Genomic DNA, 16,170 nt, shown 5'->3' with positions numbered 1-16,170 from the left:
TGCGGCATGAATCCCGTCCTGGTCAACATTTCCCGTGGTGCTCTCGGAATGTTCTTTCTCATTTTAGTTTGTTACCTGCTCAGCAACAACCGCAGGGCCATCAACTGGAAGCTCGTGGGTATGGGCCTTTTTGCACAGGTAATGTTCGCCATGGGTGTGTTGCATACTACGGTATTCGGCCAGCCCGTCTTTTGGTTATTGTTTGGGGTGATCCTCGCCTATACCATCTTCCATAAATACAACCGGGTAAAGAACAAGGTAGAAGGAAATATCATCACCTACGATACCCCACATTTGCTGCTAGCCGTTATCTGGCAGGTGATCCTCGTAGTGGGACTCATCCTCGCTCCTACCCTCTATGGAAAATGGTCGGGCCTTTCCATCTTCATCAGCTGCATCGTATTGCTGGCATTGATCTTTCGCATTGGTAAAAAGTATGGAGAATTGATGAAATGGTCCATCCTGCTGTCGTGCGTGCTACTTACCGGCGCCGTGTATAGCGGGGTATGTAACCCGCAGATATTTAAGATCATATTGCAGTCGGTTTCCGATGTGTTTGTGTCGCTGATCAATATCAGTCATAAAGGCACGGAATTCATGTTTGGCAACCTCGCCGATGCGAACCATCCCTGGGCCTACGTATTTGCCATCCAGGTATTGCCCAATATCATCTTCTTCGCGGCCCTGTCTTCTATTCTCTATTACCTGGGCGTATTGCAGGTGATCGTGTATGTGTTCGCGTACCTGCTCAACAAACTGAAAATATCGGGTGCTGAAAGTCTTTCCACCGCCGCCAATATCTTTCTTGGCCAAACGGAAGCTCCGCTAATGATCCGCCCCTACCTCGACAAAATGACCAGGTCGGAAATACTATGTATCATGATAGGTGGAATGGCCAACACAGCGGGTAGCGTACTCGCAGCCTATGTTGGTTTTCTCGGCGGTACCGATATCGATCAACAACACTATTTTGCCCTGCACATGCTTAGCCAGTCGATCATGAGCGCGCCTGCCGCTATTGTGTGTTCCAAGATACTGTTTCCGCAAACCGACGAACATATGGTCTCGAAAGACCTTACCGTGCCCAAAGAAAAACTGGGCGACAATTTCCTCGATGCCCTGTCACTCGGCACCACGGATGGATTGAAACTGGCTGTAAACGTGGGCGCCATGCTGATCGTTTTTACTGCCATGATGTGGGTGGTAAACGGCATTATGGGTTGGGTTGGCGGAATTACTCACCTCAATGAGGAGATTGCAGCTTCTACCGGAGGAAGATACCAGGAACTCTCCCTTCAAATGGTATTGGGTTACCTATTCTCACCCGTTGCCTGGCTCATCGGCGTATCCCGGGCCGACATGGTAGCCATTGGGCAGTTGCTGGGAGAAAAGACGATCCTCAACGAATTTGTAGCCTATATATCCCTGGGCCAAATGAAGGCCAACAACGTGATCCAGGATCCCAAATCGCTGCTGATCGCCACCTATGCGCTTTGCGGATTTGCCAATTTCGCCTCCATAGGCATCCAGATCGGCGGTATTAGCCAATTGGCGCCCAGCCAGCGGAAAAACCTCACGGAATTGGGCGTAAAAGCGCTCATAGGCGGCACCATTGCCTGCCTGATGTGCGGTTGTGTTGCCGGCGCCCTGTCCTGACCGCCCCCTGGATTTATCCATAATTAATAACCTGCGAACAAGATAATCCCCTTGATTGTTAGAGGCGTAGTGTAATTTTGCAAACCATGAGCATTTCTATTCACCAGATCATTGCCGCAGAACCCGATGCGGACCTCCGTGCCATCGCCGACAAGGTGATCAACAAAGTGCGGCTCACGCCCGAAGACGGTGTTACCCTGTTCGAAAAAGCCAATGCCCCTTTCGTTGGTGCACTGGCCAATTTCGTAAGAGAACGCCTGCATGGAGACAAAACCTATTTCAACCGCAATTTCCATATTGAGCCTACCAACGTATGCGTATTCGCCTGTAAATTCTGTTCTTACTCACGACTCTACGCCCATCGTGAAGAAGGTTGGGAACTTACCAACGATCAAATGCTCGACATCGTAAAGAGCTACGATGGCAAGCCCGTTACCGAAGTACACATCGTAGGTGGTGTACATCCCAAGCTCACGCTCGAGTTTTTTGCCGATCTGCTGCGCAAGATCAAGGCACACCGTGCCGAACTGCACATCAAAGGCTTTACCCCCGTAGAGCTCGATTACATGTTCCGCAAAGCGAAAAAGACGGTAGAAGAAGGCATGGCCTACCTGCACGAAGCCGGGCTCGACTCTCTACCCGGCGGCGGCGCCGAAATATTCCATCCCGAGATCCGTCAGCAGATCTGCGACGACAAGGTAGATGGTGATGGCTGGCTCAATATCCACGAAGTGGCGCATAACCTGGGTATGCATACCAACGCTACGATGCTCTACGGACACATCGAAAAATACTGGCACCGCGTAGACCATATGGAACGCCTGCGCCAGCTGCAGGATAAAACCGGAGGCTTCAACACCTTCATACCGCTCAAGTTCCGCAACAAGCAAAATGAAATGAGCAATGTGGACGAGTCGGGCATCGTGGAAGACATGCGCATGTACGCCATCGCAAGACTGTACATGGACAACTTCCCGCATATCAAAGCGTACTGGCCCATGCTTGGCCGCCAAAGCGCCCAGCTGGCCCTTTCGTTTGGCGTAAATGATATCGACGGCACCATCGACGATACCACCAAGATCTACTCGATGGCCGGCTCCGAAGAACAAACGCCTACCATGAGCACCGCTCAGTTGGTAACCTTAATTAAACAGGTAAAACGTAAACCCGTAGAACGCGATACCCTGTACCAGGAGTTGAGAGACTATACAGATATCGACATCAAGGAAATTGAAGTAAATCCGCTGTTGAATTAATCATACGCAAAGCCTGGGCGCTGTAGTCATTACACCGGCTCCAGTACCCAGGTTTCTCTTCCCTGCATCCACTCCCGCACTTTCTCCTCCTCTATTTCACGATTGATCAGTTTGAGCGAGCTAAGCGACGCATAGTCGATATCGATCCTGCGCAGGACTTTAAAGTGGCAGCTTTCGAAAAACGAATTCGCTTCCTCATAACTATCGAATTTGTTATCATCGATCCGGTGCTCTTCCAGAAACTTCGTGAGTTGTTCATCAAACGCTTCCTGGGGTTGATCCAATAGCCGCGACATATCGCGCCTGATATAGGCATCCCCCGTTACCCAATAGCCGCCATGCTGCTTCAGCAAACGATGAATGGTGGCACATAGCTGGCGTTTCTCCTCCGTATTCAGGTACACCAGCAGTCCTTCATTAACCACGGTAACCGGCCTGCCATCAAACAGCCGCGTCACTTCCTCAAATTGCGGCACATCCATCGCATTCAACGGTTCCACATACAATCTACCATGCAGTTGAAGTTGCTGATCCGCCACCAGCGAATCAACCAGTTTCTTTTTATTGGCAATAAATTCGGGAAGGTCTGTGTCTACGTAGGTAACATCTTTATGAAGTACCATGTCAAGCCCGCGGCACGAGAAGCCGGAAGACAATTCAAGTACCTGTACGGGATCGATAGCCGATAATGCTTTATCGATCGTCTTATACCTGTTCTCGAAGTGAATGGTGCGGCCCAGCATTACCCGCGATTTCTTTTCCCGGGCCGATCTGGCAAAGGATTCGAGATCGCCCACCATGGCAGCCGTCTCTTTCGCAAAGGGAATATCTGTCAGCGCTTTCATCATGAGCAAAGCGCCTGCAGAAGGGCTGATCGTATTGAAGTCACGTGCGGTTGCCATAGGGCAAAAGTTGTACTTCTAATGTACGAAAAAGCAAGGGGAAAACAGTGGCTGTTACACTATACTGCCACTCGCATCAACACTCCGGCAAACTAATGGGAATGTGTACCGCCAAACCACCTTCGGCCGTTTCCTTGTATTTAAAACTCATGTCCTTCGCAGTATCCCACATCGTTTTGATGACGTTGTCAAGCGACACCTTCGCAAAATCGGGCGTGCTCTGCAGCGCCAGCTGGGAAGCCGTGATCGCCTTGATGGCACCCATCGTATTGCGTTCGATACAGGGTATCTGAACAAGACCGCCGATGGGATCGCAGGTAAGTCCGAGGTGATGCTCCATCGCAATCTCAGCCGCCATCAAAGCCTGGCGTTGGGTACCTCCCATCGCTTCGGTAAGTCCGGCAGCCGCCATGGCCGATGAAACGCCGATCTCTGCCTGGCATCCTCCCATCGCAGCAGAAATCGTAGCTCCTTTTTTGAAGATGCTGCCGATCTCAGCAGCCGTTAGCATAAACTGAAGGATCTTCTCCTCCTTGTAACCATCGCAGAAAGTAACGTAGTATTGAAGTACCGCAGGGATCACACCGGCCGCCCCATTGGTGGGCGCCGTGACCACACGGCCAAAAGAAGCGTTCTCTTCATTCACCGCCAGGGCAAAACAACTCACCCAGTCGAGCGTGTATTTGAAATGATGACCTCCATCGCGGACAGCCTGTAACCAGGAGTCGTAATCCGAATAGGTGCGGCCTTCCAGTAATTTACTGTTGAGGTCGAAAGCGCGGCGCTTAACATTCAATCCGCCGGGCAACACACCACTGGCATTGCAGCCACGGTATATACATTCTTTCATGACCCGCCAGATGTTGAGCATACCAGCCTTTGTATCGGCTTCGGGCCGCCAACTGCCTTCATTCTCCATCACCACCTCACTGATGCTGAGACCGGTTTTGCGACACCAATGCAACAGGTCGTCGGCTTTGTCTACCGGGAAAGGCAATTGAACGGACGTACTGCTATTGCCTGCCTCATCCGCTTCTTCCTTGCACACAAATCCGCCGCCGATAGAATACCAGGTCTCGGCAACGGAATCGCCGTCATGAAAAGCCGCGAGAAAAGTAAGTGCGTTTGGATGGTAAGGGAGAGATTCCGTCATCAGGAATTCGATATCTTCAGCCGGATCGAAATCTATTTCATGTTTGCCATGCAGCAACAACTTCTTCATGGCGCGGATATCGTTCATCTTCGCATCGATCAGGTGCACATCGAACGTAACCGGATCATCGCCGCTCAATCCCAATTGAACCGCCACATCGGTACCATGCCCCTTGCCTGTTTTGGCAAGAGAGCCATATAACAATACACGAATGGCGGTAACCTCAAACAATCGGCCCTTCTTTTCTACACCTTCTAAAAAGCGTTGTGCTGCTCTCCAGGGACCCAGGGTATGTGAACTGGATGGTCCTACCCCAATCTTGAACATGTCGAATACAGAAATAGCTTCGTGCGGCAATGGATTATAATTTCGGCAAAGGTAGTGAATTGACTACATGCTGTCAATGTGTAAGGATGAACAATCAGTTACATCACTTCATACAGGAATATTTCGTAGTAGAGCATGGAATTGGGAGGAACGACTTGCGTATTACCTACACTTTTGCCGTCGCGGCCATATGCCAGCGTAGGTGGCAGCCAGATGCGGATCTTACCACCGGCTTTGATCATGGGCAATGCGATACGCCAGCCTTCCAGCATCAGCTTGAGATTAAGGACCATATTATCATCACGCTCCACCACCGTACCATCGGCCAATTTGCCGGTATAACCTACTTTAATGGAAGAACAAATGGCCGGACTAATGCCACTGCCCGGTTGAACAACCTGGTAATACAGACCGCTGCTATGGTGCGTAGCGGTGATGCTATTGGCCACCAGGTAATCAGCCACTGCTTTTTGCTCGGTGGCGGGAGCCACTAAGTCACGCGAAACGCAATCATCTTTGTCTTTAAAACAATTCGACAGCAACAACGCTGTACAGAGGAGGCACAAGACAATTTTCGGCATGAATGGCTGTTTGCAGTGATGGTTTGGTTAAATAGACAATCGGTTAAGGGTGATAGCTGCACTCAGACACCTTCCTCTTTCGCCTCCGCATCTTCCCGCGCCTTGAGCTGCCGGTATTGTTGCTCCTTCATATCCCATTGGTGACGCTTGTAAAAGATAGACACAAAAACGGTAATTACAAACACAGCCACCACCAAAACTACCGGATTCAGCGTTGCATTGACGGCCATATCTGCCCGCTTGTACCAGTACTTGCTGGTAAAAATGATGGCTATGACGGGCAGCGCAAACAACAGGCCCATCGGGATACCCGCCATCAGCTGATAACGCCAATTACCATCACGCAGCCGGTTGGCCTCCCAATACTGCATAAACTGCTTTTCCCGTTCATTCAACATAACATCGATTTAAAGGTCTTTCAACATGCCCGTTTGGCACAAAGGTCCTGCAAAAATAGCAACTGCAACAGCAAATTACTTGCATACCAACAATTTATGATTAACTTGTGTAGTAAATCTGCAATACCTTGAAATTATCTATCCTTTTAGCGCAGTATTTTTACCAGCATAAACTGCTCAACCTGCCATCCATCGGCGTCTTTTCCCTCGACGCTGCCGTATCAGTCCCCGACCAGAACGATAAGAACTTCCGTGAGTTCCTTAAGTACGTGCAATTCAAGCAACAAGCTGTTGCAAAACCCGACGAGGCGCTGATCGATTATATCCGTACCCATACCGGCAAGATCAAACCTTTGGCCGAGTCGGACCTTGAATCTTACCTGGCAGATGGTAAGCTCCTCCTGAATATTGGAAAGCCTTTTCATATAGAGGGTATTGGCACCCTGTCGAAGAACAAACTGGGCATTTATGAATTTGAACCCGGCGAGCCTACCCTGGAGCGCATGGAATCAAACCCCGAGCACAGAACGACAGAGCGCGCGCCTCAGCCGGCCAAAAAATCGGCCTTCGACGAAAGTTATAGCCGCATCCAGACGCATCATAACCGCCGGAAAGGCGTATTGATTGCCACCCTGGCCATTATTGGGATAGCCGTGGTTGCCGGAGGCGTATACTTCCTCAACAACAGGAATACAGAAAAAGAGGCCCCCACGCCGGCCCAGCAGGTAGCCGCCGATACCCAGGCCACAGCGCCCGACACTGTTGGCGCCAGCCCCTATGCTACGAAGCCAGCCGATAGCCTGGCCGCCGGACTTGTCGCCACCACCATACCAGCAGGCAGTTATAAGTTTGTATTTGAAACCACCGATAAAAAGGCCCGGGCGCTCAAGCGGCACGCCTTTCTGCTGCCGCTGAATAAGGACATAAAGCTTGAAACAAAGGATTCCATCACCTACAATATATCCGTCACCATGGTGGCTACGCCAGCCGATACGCTGCGTTTGAAAGACTCACTCAACGCCTGGTATTGGGGTACCAAACCCGTTAAGGTACGCATCGAACAATAAGCACCATGGAGCGAACAGCCGATTACTGGATCCATCAATTGAAGCTGGTAGAACACGTGGAAGGCGGCGCATTCCGCGAAGTGTACCGGTCTAACCTGCAACTCGCGGCGACTTCCTTACCCGGCACATTCGGCGCTGCGCGCAGTGCCAGCACCAGCATTTACTTTTTATTGAAGCAGGATCAATTCTCAGCCTTTCACCGCATCAAAAGCGATGAATGCTGGCATTTTTACCAGGGCGACCCTTTGGTAGTGTATGAACTGGAAAAGGATGGAAGCTGTACGCAACACCTGCTGGGCAATGATCCCTCGCAGGGACAGCAATTTCAATGCGTGGTAAAAGCCGGAAGCTGGTTTGCCTCCCGGGTAAAAGCAGGTGGCCAATATGCCCTGGTAGGCTGCACAGTAGCGCCGGGGTTCGACTTTGCCGATTTCGAACTCGCCAACCGCTCAGCGTTGGCTAAAGACTATCCTGCGCATCAATCATTGATCCACGAACTCACGCGCTAATACCTTGTGAGCGCCGCCGGAAGAACAGGTAAATGGGAATACCTGGAATCACGATCGCCAGTCCCAGCAGCGAGTTGATGACCGCCACCTCACCTGCCAGGTACCGGGCAATATCATTCCAAACTGTACTGATCACGTAAAAAGCAGCAAAGGCAATAAAGAGTGCAGGCACCCACGGATACCCCCACACTTTGTAGGGCCTCGGATGCAGGGGCAACTTGCGCCGCAATACAAAAATGCCGGCTGCGCCAAACAGATAAGCTACCCAGGCGGTGAACGTGAACATATCCGCCAGCATATCAAAAGAACCAGTTAGAATAAGCACCGACGACCAGGCTCCATGCAGCAGCAAAGCATTGCCCGGTGTTTGGAACTTTGGATGCTCACGTCCCGTCCAGCGAAAGAACAAACCGTCGCGGCCCATAGCGAACGTTACTCTCGATACAGACATCGCATTCCCATTAACTGCCCCGAAAGTGCAGATCACGATCAGGGCCGCAACAATGGCGCTGCTGGTTTTACCAAGCCCCACAGCAATAGCGTCGGCCGCCACCAGCGAAGAACCAGCCATCGCATCAACAGGCAATACATAGAGGTACGCCTGGTTCACGAGCAGATAAGCCCCTATACAAATAAACAAACCGACCAATAGACTGCGGGGGATGTTGTGGCCAGGCTTTTTGATCTCACCACCGACAAAGGTGATATTGATCCAGCCATCATAGGCCATGAATGCACCAGTCAAAGCAGCTACCACACCGCCGATCAGGTCCCAATTGGTTTTAGGATGCAAAGAAGGCTGCACAAAATGATGAACAGAACCCTTGCCCCAGCAAAAGATCCCCAACACGAGGATAGCCAGCACTGCTACCTTGATGATGGAAGATATGACCTGCAATCGGCCACTGGCCTTTACGCTGCGGTAATTGAGCAGCGTAAGTCCGGCCACCAGCCCAATAGCCAGCCCCTTCACACCCAGATTTTGCAGGGGATACAAAGTACCGAGCCCGGGAATATGCCATAACCACGATTGTTCGATGGCAACCGGCAGCCTGGGCAGCAACAGGAAATAATCAGCATACTGGGCACAAACAAAAGCAATAGCCGAAACCGAGGCGGAATTGATCACCGCAAAGGCAGCCCAGCCGTATAGGAAAGCCACAAAGTCGCCATACATGTGACGAAAGAAAACATACAGGCCGCCGGTTTGCGGGAACATCGTGCCGAGTTCTCCGTAGATCAATGCCCCGAACAAAGAGATGACGCCTGCACCGATCCAGGTGAGGGCCAGCCATACGGGAGAAGCCACCTGCGCCGCCATGGAGGCGGGCTTCATGAAGATACCCGAACCAATGATGCTCCCCACGATGATCGCCGTGGCGGTCCAAAATCCGATCGAGCGGGTATAGCTACCCGTTTCAGAACCCGGTTGTCCGGGAGAGGAATTGGCAGTAGGCATGTTGTTGTTAGCTGGTTTACAGGTCGGGACCCAGTATAGAGGAAATGATCCGGTGAAAATGGTGCGTACCCTGCTCGCGGGTTACTGAATAACGGCCATGCGTATAAAAACGCGATCGCACGCCACGCTGCACAGCTTCCACCACTTCTTCATCTTCCATTTCCACGGTGTCGAGATCTGCCCCGGCCCCTTTATTAAATAGCTCTTCTTTCCATACATAGGTAAGAAAGGAAATTTTGCAACGGGCTGGCGACAATGGCTGAACGATATTGATGCTGAGCCCCCAGGGATAAAAATTGAACATCATATTGGGGAAGACGAAAAAATAGTAGGCCGCCACTTTTTTTCCATAGTCGACGGATGATGCCGGCAGATCGAAGCAGTCTTCATCGTCTTTCGCAATACCCAATTGAAGGTTCGACCGGGTGAAAAGCTCGGTCGTATAGTTCCCGAAATCGATCACAGCATTGAGGCCCGCATGCACAAATGGGATATGGAATCCTTCGAGGTAGTTTTCGCAATAGAGCGCCCAATGAGCATCTACAACATAGTCTTTCGACAGCGAAGGCTCGAACACGAAATCCGCCACGGGCAACCACCCTACCCGCTCCATCATATCGTTCAAATAGGGTGCTTTGGACGAGCCTCGCTGAAGCGATCCGAAAAGCCAATGCCCCCATGGATACAGAGGGATCGATCTCAGGTCATCGTCGGGCGAAGGAAAGTTTTCGACTTCCCTGAACTCGGGCATGGAATGAAACTTCCCGTCGAGCCCAAAGAGGCGGCCATGGTACCGGCATCGCAGGTTCGACACTTTGCAGTCTTCCCGAACCACGATCGTGCCGCGGTGTGTGCATACATTGCTGAGGCAATGAACGGTGCCTGATCTATCACGCGTTAAAACCAGTGGTTCATCCAGGAAATGTTCCAGCAGGTAAAAGGGACTACATTGTCCCGTATCGGCAACAGAACGGGCATCCCCCAGCCACTGCCAGGACGGCGAAAATATCTTTTCTTTGGAAAGTTCAAATATGGCCGGGTCAGTATAAAAATCGGTGTGGAGCGTTTGGGCTTTGGCAATATCAGGGTCAACAAAAAATCGCGCCATGATAAAAGGTTGTACCAGTAAGATAAGAAACTGTTGAATGAAATACTGTAACTTCCGGCAATAAATCTCTTCAACGTGAAACGACTCTTGTACCTGTTCCTCCTGCTTGCGCCCGTAATGGCATTCGCTCAAAAGTCACAAAACCTCTTCAATGGAAAAGACCTTACCGGCTGGACCATCCACGGCACCGAAAAATGGTATGTCGACAAAGGAGAGCTGGTATGCGAAAGCGGTCCGGACAAGAAATACGGATACCTGTCTACCACCCAGCAGTACAAGAATTTCGACCTCACCCTCCAGTTCAAACAAGAAGCCAACGGTAACAGCGGCGTATTCTTCCGATCTTCTATTGAAGGCGTTAAGATCAGCGGCTGGCAGGTGGAAGTAGCGCCCCTCAACAGCCACACCGGCGGCGTATATGAATCTTACGGTCGTGGATGGTTGATACAACCCCAGGCCGAAGATGAAAAATGGCTGAAGCCGGGAGAATGGAATCAGCTACGTATTAAAGTACTGGATGGCACTGTCACTACCTGGCTCAACGGTCACCAGATGATTACCTATACCGACGATAAGATCGCCGCTGCAAACGGTTTTATCGCCCTGCAGATACATGATGGCGGCGGGATTAAAGTGCGCTGGAAGAAAATCCGCCTGAAGCAATTATAGCGGAATTGGTTTAATTTTTGCTAATATTGTAACACGAGGCCAGGAAATCTACCCTTCACCAGCCTGAATCCTGTGCTCCGCAGCTATTGCATTGGCCTCAACCTTCCCTATGCAACCCGTCATACCACTACGCCGTCTTAAAAGCAGTTTTTATCCATACCCTCTCCTTTTTATCTCTGCAACCCGTTTTTATCCGTAAAAAGGCCTTTGGCAGCTTGTCAAAGGAACGATCATGTATCGGGGGCATCTGGTATGCCCAAGTTTTTGGAAGATGCTGCCGCCGGAGCAGAACCGTTTGGCAGTATCTTCTTTTTTATGGCACCAGCTCATTGTATTTTGTAATAATCTTAACATAGTCGGCTGCTTTGTCCATACGCAGGGATTCTTTCGCAACAAACTCCTGTAAGGCTGCGGGTTGAGTGGGCAGCTTCTTCAACACTTCCTGCTTATCATTCGGAAGCAGCGTAATATTGCCATCGATCAGCACATAAAAAAGATCTTCCTCTTCCAGCCGGGTATGATTGCCTGAATTCACCAGTTGTTTTTCTTCCACCAATACCCTGCCATGCAATTGCAGCAGCGTCACCTTACCACTCACTAACACCTGGTAGTAGGTATCCTCCGTGTTCTTTTCGATCGGTGGAAATCCTTTTGTGAAGGATACAGAATCCTTGTTCTTTTTGGCGGTATAGATTACGAACCCCTTTACCTGGCTTTCGGCTGCAAAGGCCGCGCCTTCGAACTGGAGCATCAGGCGGTTGCGCGCACAATCGAACTTGAGCTTGAATTGCTTCACCACCCTGCCACTTTTGAAGTAAACGACACCATCCATCCAGTCCTTGAAAAGATAGGGATTACCAGAGGCATTGGCGATCTGTGCATCGCTGATTGATTCGGAGTTTTGGGCCCATCCCTGTTGTGCCATCAGCAACAGGCACCAGAGAAAATATTTCATGGCGGTTCGATTAGATTAAAAGGTACGAATTCTTTTGCGAATACACGATTGCCGAATCCGCAACGACCACCCTGGCACACGAAAAAGCCCCGGGGCAGACGCTCCCAGGGCGGATTCTAAATTAGTAAACAAAACAAATAATTATTCGCTGCGCAGGCTCTTGATCGGACTCGCAATGGCCGCGCGGATCGATTGATAACAGATCGTCGCCAGCGCAATCATCAGGATGGCTACACCAGCCAGCAGGAACACATCCCAGGTAATGCTGATACGATAAGTGTAATCCTGCAGCCACCGGTTCATCAACCACCATCCCACCGGAACAGCAATCAGGAGCGAAATAAAGATCAGTTTCAGGAAATTATTAACCAGCAACATAAACAGGCCTGGTACAGTAGCGCCCAATACCTTGCGAATGCTGATCTCTTTATTACGTTGCTCGGCCATGAACGCCGCCAGGGCAAACAATCCCAGGCAGGCAACAATGATGGCCAGTACGGCAAAACTGGTGAACACAAATCCTGTACGCTCCACATCAGCATACATCTTCGCAAAACTCTCGTCCAGGAAAACATAACGGATTGGTTGATTCGGTGCAAACTTTTTCCAAAGCGCCGAGATATCGGCAATAGCGGCTTTCGCATCGCCCTGCTTCAACTTCACCGACACCACATCCCCGCCACGGCCGAGCGTAAGGCACAGAGGCTCGATCTTTTGCTTCATAGACTCGAAATGAAAATCCTCCATTACGCCGATCACCGTTAAATGCTCCCAGCCATTCGTGATCTTTTCCCCAACGGGATCTGTAAGTCCGAGCTCTTTGACCATCGCCTGGTTGATCACACAGGATTGTGTATCCGTAGGCATGCTGGGCGAAAAGTTACGGCCCGCCACCAGCTTGATGCCAAAAGTAGGGATATAACTATCATCTACATACCATTTTTGCCCGCCAACCGACGCATCTACTTTTTCCTTTCCCTCTTTATAGAAAGGATTGCCATCGCGCTTAGAATGTATAGGCAGGTAGCCGCTCACCGAAGCCTCCTTTACCGAACGCAATCGCAACAGCTCCTGCTTCAAAGTGAACACCCGCTTATCAAGCGTACCTGCTCCCTGCAGCATCACCACCTGCTCTTTGTCGAATCCGATCTTTGTATGAAGAATGAATTGCATTTGCCGGTAGATCACCACAGTACCGATCAGCAACACGATGGAAGTCGTAAACTGGAAAACGACCAGACTGCTTCTCAAACCGGAGTTTCGGCTTCCCCGCGCCAAATTCCCTTTCAATACCTGAATAGGTTTGAAGGAAGACAAATAAATGGAGGGATACAACCCAGCCAGCAAACCAATAAAGAGTGCACTTACCACAAATAAAGGCAGTAACCACCAGGCCGTGAAAGGGATGGTAAGCTCTTTGCCAGTCATTTGATTAAACAAAGGAAGCGCCGCCCAGGCCAGCACGAATCCCAATACAAAAGCACAAACACTATACAGGATCGACTCCGTCAAAAACTGGCTCACCAGCGACCGGCGCTGTGAACCAATCACCTTGCGCAACCCTACTTCCTTGGCACGGTTGGCACTTTTGGCAGTCGACAGGTTCAGGAAATTGATACAGGCAATTACCAGGATAAAACAGGCGATGGCCACAAACAACCACACGAACCGGCTGTCGCCCCGCGGCTCCCAATCAAACATGTCGTACGACTGCAGGTGAACATCCTGCAAAGGCTGGGTATACATCCGGAATTTGTCGACCTCCTCCTCTGCCTTTGCCTGATTACCGCCTTTCATGGCGGGCAGGTAATACTTATCAATGATTACCTTGGTGGCTTTTTTCACGAATTGAGCGGCGTCCGTACCAGGCTTCAGTTGCACGTAGGTGCCGTAGTTGCTCGAAAGCCAATTGGTTTGTTCGCCATCCCACAACGATTTGCCTGTCATGGTCAGCATGAAGTCATATTGCAAATGGGAAGTCGTTGGCCAGTTCTCGATCACACCACCAATCTTATACGGCTGCTTAACATTATCATTCAGGAACATGATCTTTCCTACCGGGTTTTCTCCGGGAAAGTATTTGTCGGCTTTCTTCCGGGTGATCACCATGGTATAGGGTTCCGCAAGTGCTTTCGCACGGTCCCCATAAACCATCGGCAGTTCAAACATGTTCAGCAACTCCTGGTCGGCATAGGTAAACCCCTCTTCATAAGTATTCATGGGATTGTCTTCCCGCCGAACCTGGTTACTACCGGCACCATAGAACAGCGCAGCGGGCATTATACGCGCCACCTTCTCTACCTCGGGGAAATCCGCTTTCAACGCCCCGGCAAACGGCGCCGGCCAACTAACGCCTCTCTCCTCTTTCCCATTGTCGAAGTACCCGCCGATCATGCGGTAAATATGATTGCCATTCTTATAATTGGCATCGTAACTCAATTCATGCCGCACCAATAACCCGATCAGCAAACAGGCAGCAATGCCGATGGCAAAACCGCCTACCTTGATAGCTGAATACATCTTTTGCCGCGACATGTTACGGAAGGCTATTCGTAAGTAATGTGAGAGCATAAAAGTTTCGGTTTATGAGACTAAGACGATAATTTTTACTGCATGTTACACGCAGGCCGCCTGGCAAGGTGTACCATTATTGATCGCCTTAACCGTACCAAAGACAATGCCTCTATCCATTAAACTAATAGTCAATTATTTACAAAAAACAAAAAACACAGCCACTGTACGGTTTCGATACAGTGGCTGTGTCAATTCAAACATTTGGCGAACAACGGGCAATTACAGGTAGCTCAGCCACCATTGATCCTTATGCGTACGCTTGTACTGATCGTACCATTTACACAAGGGGAACAGCAGCACGACCACCAATACCCAAACCAGGTAAGTTATCCCCAGCGAAAAACCATACCCCTCCAGTTGGGCCGAAGACCTGCCCGTCCACAAAGAATAATCAAGGAGCATATCGCCCCAACGGTGCCCGCTGAACGAGGTGGCAAACATAGCCAGCAAGTGAATAAGATATAAATGAAGCAAATAATAGAACATAGGCACCCTGCCGATCACCGACACCTGCCGGCCCAGCCAACCCGGCTCACGCTCCGTCCAGGCCAGGAACAATAAAGCCGGTCCGATCGTCATCAGCAGGTACAATAATGAAGGTGGATATTTCACCGTATTCAGAAATGACAGCACTGTGTACATAAAAGTCGGCTGCCGGCTCCAGGGCTGGCCATCTCCGTACACATTAATAGCACGGATGATAATAAATAAGGCGATCGTCGCAAAGCCGAGGAGCGTCAATAAACGCCGACGTTGTTCTGCCGGGAAATCCCTGGCAAAAACCTGGCCCAGACAATAACCGAGTCCCATCACTCCTACCCAGGGAACGATCGGATACCCCACCAATACCATGAACCCATCCACAAAGAACGGACGCTGCTCGTGCAACAGGGCCCATCCAAAACCCTGCAGGGTGTTACCTGGCACATGAATTCCATCCAGCAGGTTGTGCCCAAAGATCATGGCTAAGCTGATCGTCGCAATTCCCCATCGCGGAAGATGGATCAACGCAGCCAGCAAGATCATGCTCAAACCGAGCGCCCAGATTACCGTGAGGTCAACCCCCCTCCCTAGAAAATTGAAATACCAGGCCCAGTGCACCACGGTAAGCTCAAGCACAATGAGCCAAAGTCCTCTCGTCAACAAAAAAACGGACAGTTCTTTTTTGGACTTCCGCCCGCCGGATATATAAGCCGAAATTCCGGAAAGGAACATGAACAATGGCGCACAGAAATGGGTGATCCAGCGTGTGAAGAAAAGAATGGGGGTGGTTTTGGTAAGATCCGTGGGATCATTGATGAACGCATCAGCATGGAAATAATCACGAACATGGTCAAGGGCCATGATGATCATGATGAGGCCTCGCAACAAGTCGATCGAGGCAATACGTGAGGCGGCGACTACCCTCGGTGGAGTAGCTGCAGGAATGGCTATACTTTGCATGGCTATACTTTTAACAACCTAAATATACAGACTTTTAATCTACAATCAACATGTACAACAGAATTTTATTCTGAATAATACGCAACGTACAGACATTTATTCCTTTCAACAAC

General features: G+C 50.3%; 14 protein-coding genes. 5 read left to right on the top strand and 9 right to left on the bottom strand.

Features of this window, described 5'->3' with window-relative positions; translation table 11 throughout:
* Nucleotides 1-6 precede the first annotated feature (6 nt).
* Nucleotides 7-1,656 carry a nucleoside transporter C-terminal domain-containing protein gene (locus tag P2H89_RS05215; protein WP_275825486.1) on the top strand — a complete coding sequence of 550 codons (1,650 nt, stop codon included), beginning with the start codon at nucleotides 7-9 and terminating at the stop codon, nucleotides 1,654-1,656.
* 86 nt (nucleotides 1,657-1,742) lie between these two features.
* Nucleotides 1,743-2,912 carry an aminofutalosine synthase MqnE gene (mqnE, locus tag P2H89_RS05210; protein WP_275825485.1) on the top strand — a complete coding sequence of 390 codons (1,170 nt, stop codon included), beginning with the start codon at nucleotides 1,743-1,745 and terminating at the stop codon, nucleotides 2,910-2,912.
* A 29-nt stretch (nucleotides 2,913-2,941) separates the two neighbouring features.
* Here mqnE and P2H89_RS05205 read toward each other — a convergent pair whose 3' ends face one another.
* From P2H89_RS05205 to P2H89_RS05190, 4 genes are all read right to left on the bottom strand, one after another.
* On the bottom strand, nucleotides 2,942-3,814 hold the full coding sequence (locus P2H89_RS05205; protein WP_275825484.1) for a class I SAM-dependent methyltransferase: 873 nt from the start codon (nucleotides 3,812-3,814) through the stop codon (nucleotides 2,942-2,944).
* 76 nt (nucleotides 3,815-3,890) lie between these two features.
* Complete coding sequence (locus tag P2H89_RS05200) at nucleotides 3,891-5,324, bottom strand: L-serine ammonia-lyase (RefSeq protein WP_275825483.1); 1,434 nt, start codon at nucleotides 5,322-5,324, stop codon at nucleotides 3,891-3,893.
* 68 nt (nucleotides 5,325-5,392) lie between these two features.
* Nucleotides 5,393-5,875 carry an FKBP-type peptidyl-prolyl cis-trans isomerase gene (locus tag P2H89_RS05195; RefSeq protein WP_275825482.1) on the bottom strand — a complete coding sequence of 161 codons (483 nt, stop codon included), beginning with the start codon at nucleotides 5,873-5,875 and terminating at the stop codon, nucleotides 5,393-5,395.
* A gap of 62 nt (nucleotides 5,876-5,937) precedes the next feature.
* Nucleotides 5,938-6,273, bottom strand: a complete 336-nt coding sequence (locus P2H89_RS05190) for a hypothetical protein (RefSeq protein ID WP_275825481.1) — start codon at nucleotides 6,271-6,273, stop codon at nucleotides 5,938-5,940.
* A 128-nt stretch (nucleotides 6,274-6,401) separates the two neighbouring features.
* Between P2H89_RS05190 and P2H89_RS05185 the strand changes: the two genes are divergently transcribed.
* Together P2H89_RS05185 and P2H89_RS05180 are read left to right on the top strand one after the other, a co-directional pair.
* Nucleotides 6,402-7,340, top strand: coding sequence for a hypothetical protein (locus P2H89_RS05185; protein ID WP_275825480.1), 939 nt, complete (start codon nucleotides 6,402-6,404; stop codon nucleotides 7,338-7,340).
* Between the two features lie 5 nt (nucleotides 7,341-7,345).
* Nucleotides 7,346-7,849: a cupin domain-containing protein gene (locus P2H89_RS05180; RefSeq protein WP_275825479.1), complete on the top strand. Its 504-nt coding sequence runs from the start codon at nucleotides 7,346-7,348 to the stop codon at nucleotides 7,847-7,849.
* Here the strand turns inward: P2H89_RS05180 and P2H89_RS05175 are convergent.
* The gene (locus tag P2H89_RS05175; protein WP_275825478.1) at nucleotides 7,839-9,308 is read right to left on the bottom strand and encodes an amino acid permease; all 1,470 of its coding nucleotides are present in this window, start codon (nucleotides 9,306-9,308) and stop codon (nucleotides 7,839-7,841) included. The genes P2H89_RS05180 and P2H89_RS05175 overlap by 11 nt on opposite strands.
* 16 nt (nucleotides 9,309-9,324) lie before the next feature.
* Nucleotides 9,325-10,416 (bottom strand): aromatic ring-hydroxylating dioxygenase subunit alpha, encoded by a 1,092-nt coding sequence (locus P2H89_RS05170; RefSeq protein ID WP_275825477.1) that lies wholly within the window; start codon nucleotides 10,414-10,416, stop codon nucleotides 9,325-9,327.
* 75 nt (nucleotides 10,417-10,491) lie between these two features.
* Here P2H89_RS05170 and P2H89_RS05165 point away from each other — a divergent pair, with 75 nt between their 5' ends.
* Nucleotides 10,492-11,085 carry a DUF1080 domain-containing protein gene (locus tag P2H89_RS05165; protein WP_275825476.1) on the top strand — a complete coding sequence of 198 codons (594 nt, stop codon included), beginning with the start codon at nucleotides 10,492-10,494 and terminating at the stop codon, nucleotides 11,083-11,085.
* Nucleotides 11,086-11,398: 313 nt separating this feature from the next.
* Here P2H89_RS05165 and P2H89_RS05160 read toward each other — a convergent pair whose 3' ends face one another.
* From P2H89_RS05160 to P2H89_RS05150, 3 genes are all read right to left on the bottom strand, one after another.
* Nucleotides 11,399-12,040 (bottom strand): hypothetical protein, encoded by a 642-nt coding sequence (locus P2H89_RS05160; RefSeq protein WP_275825475.1) that lies wholly within the window; start codon nucleotides 12,038-12,040, stop codon nucleotides 11,399-11,401.
* Between the two features lie 141 nt (nucleotides 12,041-12,181).
* Nucleotides 12,182-14,611, bottom strand: a complete 2,430-nt coding sequence (locus P2H89_RS05155; RefSeq protein WP_275825474.1) for an ABC transporter permease — start codon at nucleotides 14,609-14,611, stop codon at nucleotides 12,182-12,184.
* Nucleotides 14,612-14,833: 222 nt separating this feature from the next.
* Nucleotides 14,834-16,057, bottom strand: a complete 1,224-nt coding sequence (locus P2H89_RS05150) for a heparan-alpha-glucosaminide N-acetyltransferase domain-containing protein (RefSeq protein ID WP_275825473.1) — start codon at nucleotides 16,055-16,057, stop codon at nucleotides 14,834-14,836.
* Between the last annotated feature and the right edge of the window lie 113 nt (nucleotides 16,058-16,170).

The sequence above is a fragment of the Paraflavitalea sp. CAU 1676 genome (genome assembly GCF_029223285.1).
Classification (GTDB): Bacteria; Bacteroidota; Bacteroidia; order Chitinophagales; family Chitinophagaceae; genus Paraflavitalea.
Note: the sequence above shows the minus strand (reverse complement) of the source record. Positions and strands in the feature narration are given on the sequence as shown.

What these genes read in the sequence shown, in the direction of transcription:
- P2H89_RS05215 (WP_275825486.1), top strand. Translation starts at nt 7, where the DNA reads ATGAATCCCGTCCTGGTCAACATTTCCCGTGGTGCTCTCGGAATGTTC.
- mqnE (WP_275825485.1), top strand. Translation starts at nt 1,743, where the DNA reads ATGAGCATTTCTATTCACCAGATCATTGCCGCAGAACCCGATGCGGAC.
- P2H89_RS05205 (WP_275825484.1), bottom strand. Translation starts at nt 3,814, where the DNA reads ATGGCAACCGCACGTGACTTCAATACGATCAGCCCTTCTGCAGGCGCT.
- P2H89_RS05195 (WP_275825482.1), bottom strand. Translation starts at nt 5,875, where the DNA reads ATGCCGAAAATTGTCTTGTGCCTCCTCTGTACAGCGTTGTTGCTGTCG.
- P2H89_RS05190 (WP_275825481.1), bottom strand. Translation starts at nt 6,273, where the DNA reads ATGTTGAATGAACGGGAAAAGCAGTTTATGCAGTATTGGGAGGCCAAC.
- P2H89_RS05180 (WP_275825479.1), top strand. Translation starts at nt 7,346, where the DNA reads ATGGAGCGAACAGCCGATTACTGGATCCATCAATTGAAGCTGGTAGAA.
- P2H89_RS05175 (WP_275825478.1), bottom strand. Translation starts at nt 9,308, where the DNA reads ATGCCTACTGCCAATTCCTCTCCCGGACAACCGGGTTCTGAAACGGGT.
- P2H89_RS05170 (WP_275825477.1), bottom strand. Translation starts at nt 10,416, where the DNA reads ATGGCGCGATTTTTTGTTGACCCTGATATTGCCAAAGCCCAAACGCTC.
- P2H89_RS05160 (WP_275825475.1), bottom strand. Translation starts at nt 12,040, where the DNA reads ATGAAATATTTTCTCTGGTGCCTGTTGCTGATGGCACAACAGGGATGG.
- P2H89_RS05155 (WP_275825474.1), bottom strand. Translation starts at nt 14,611, where the DNA reads ATGCTCTCACATTACTTACGAATAGCCTTCCGTAACATGTCGCGGCAA.
- P2H89_RS05150 (WP_275825473.1), bottom strand. Translation starts at nt 16,057, where the DNA reads ATGCAAAGTATAGCCATTCCTGCAGCTACTCCACCGAGGGTAGTCGCC.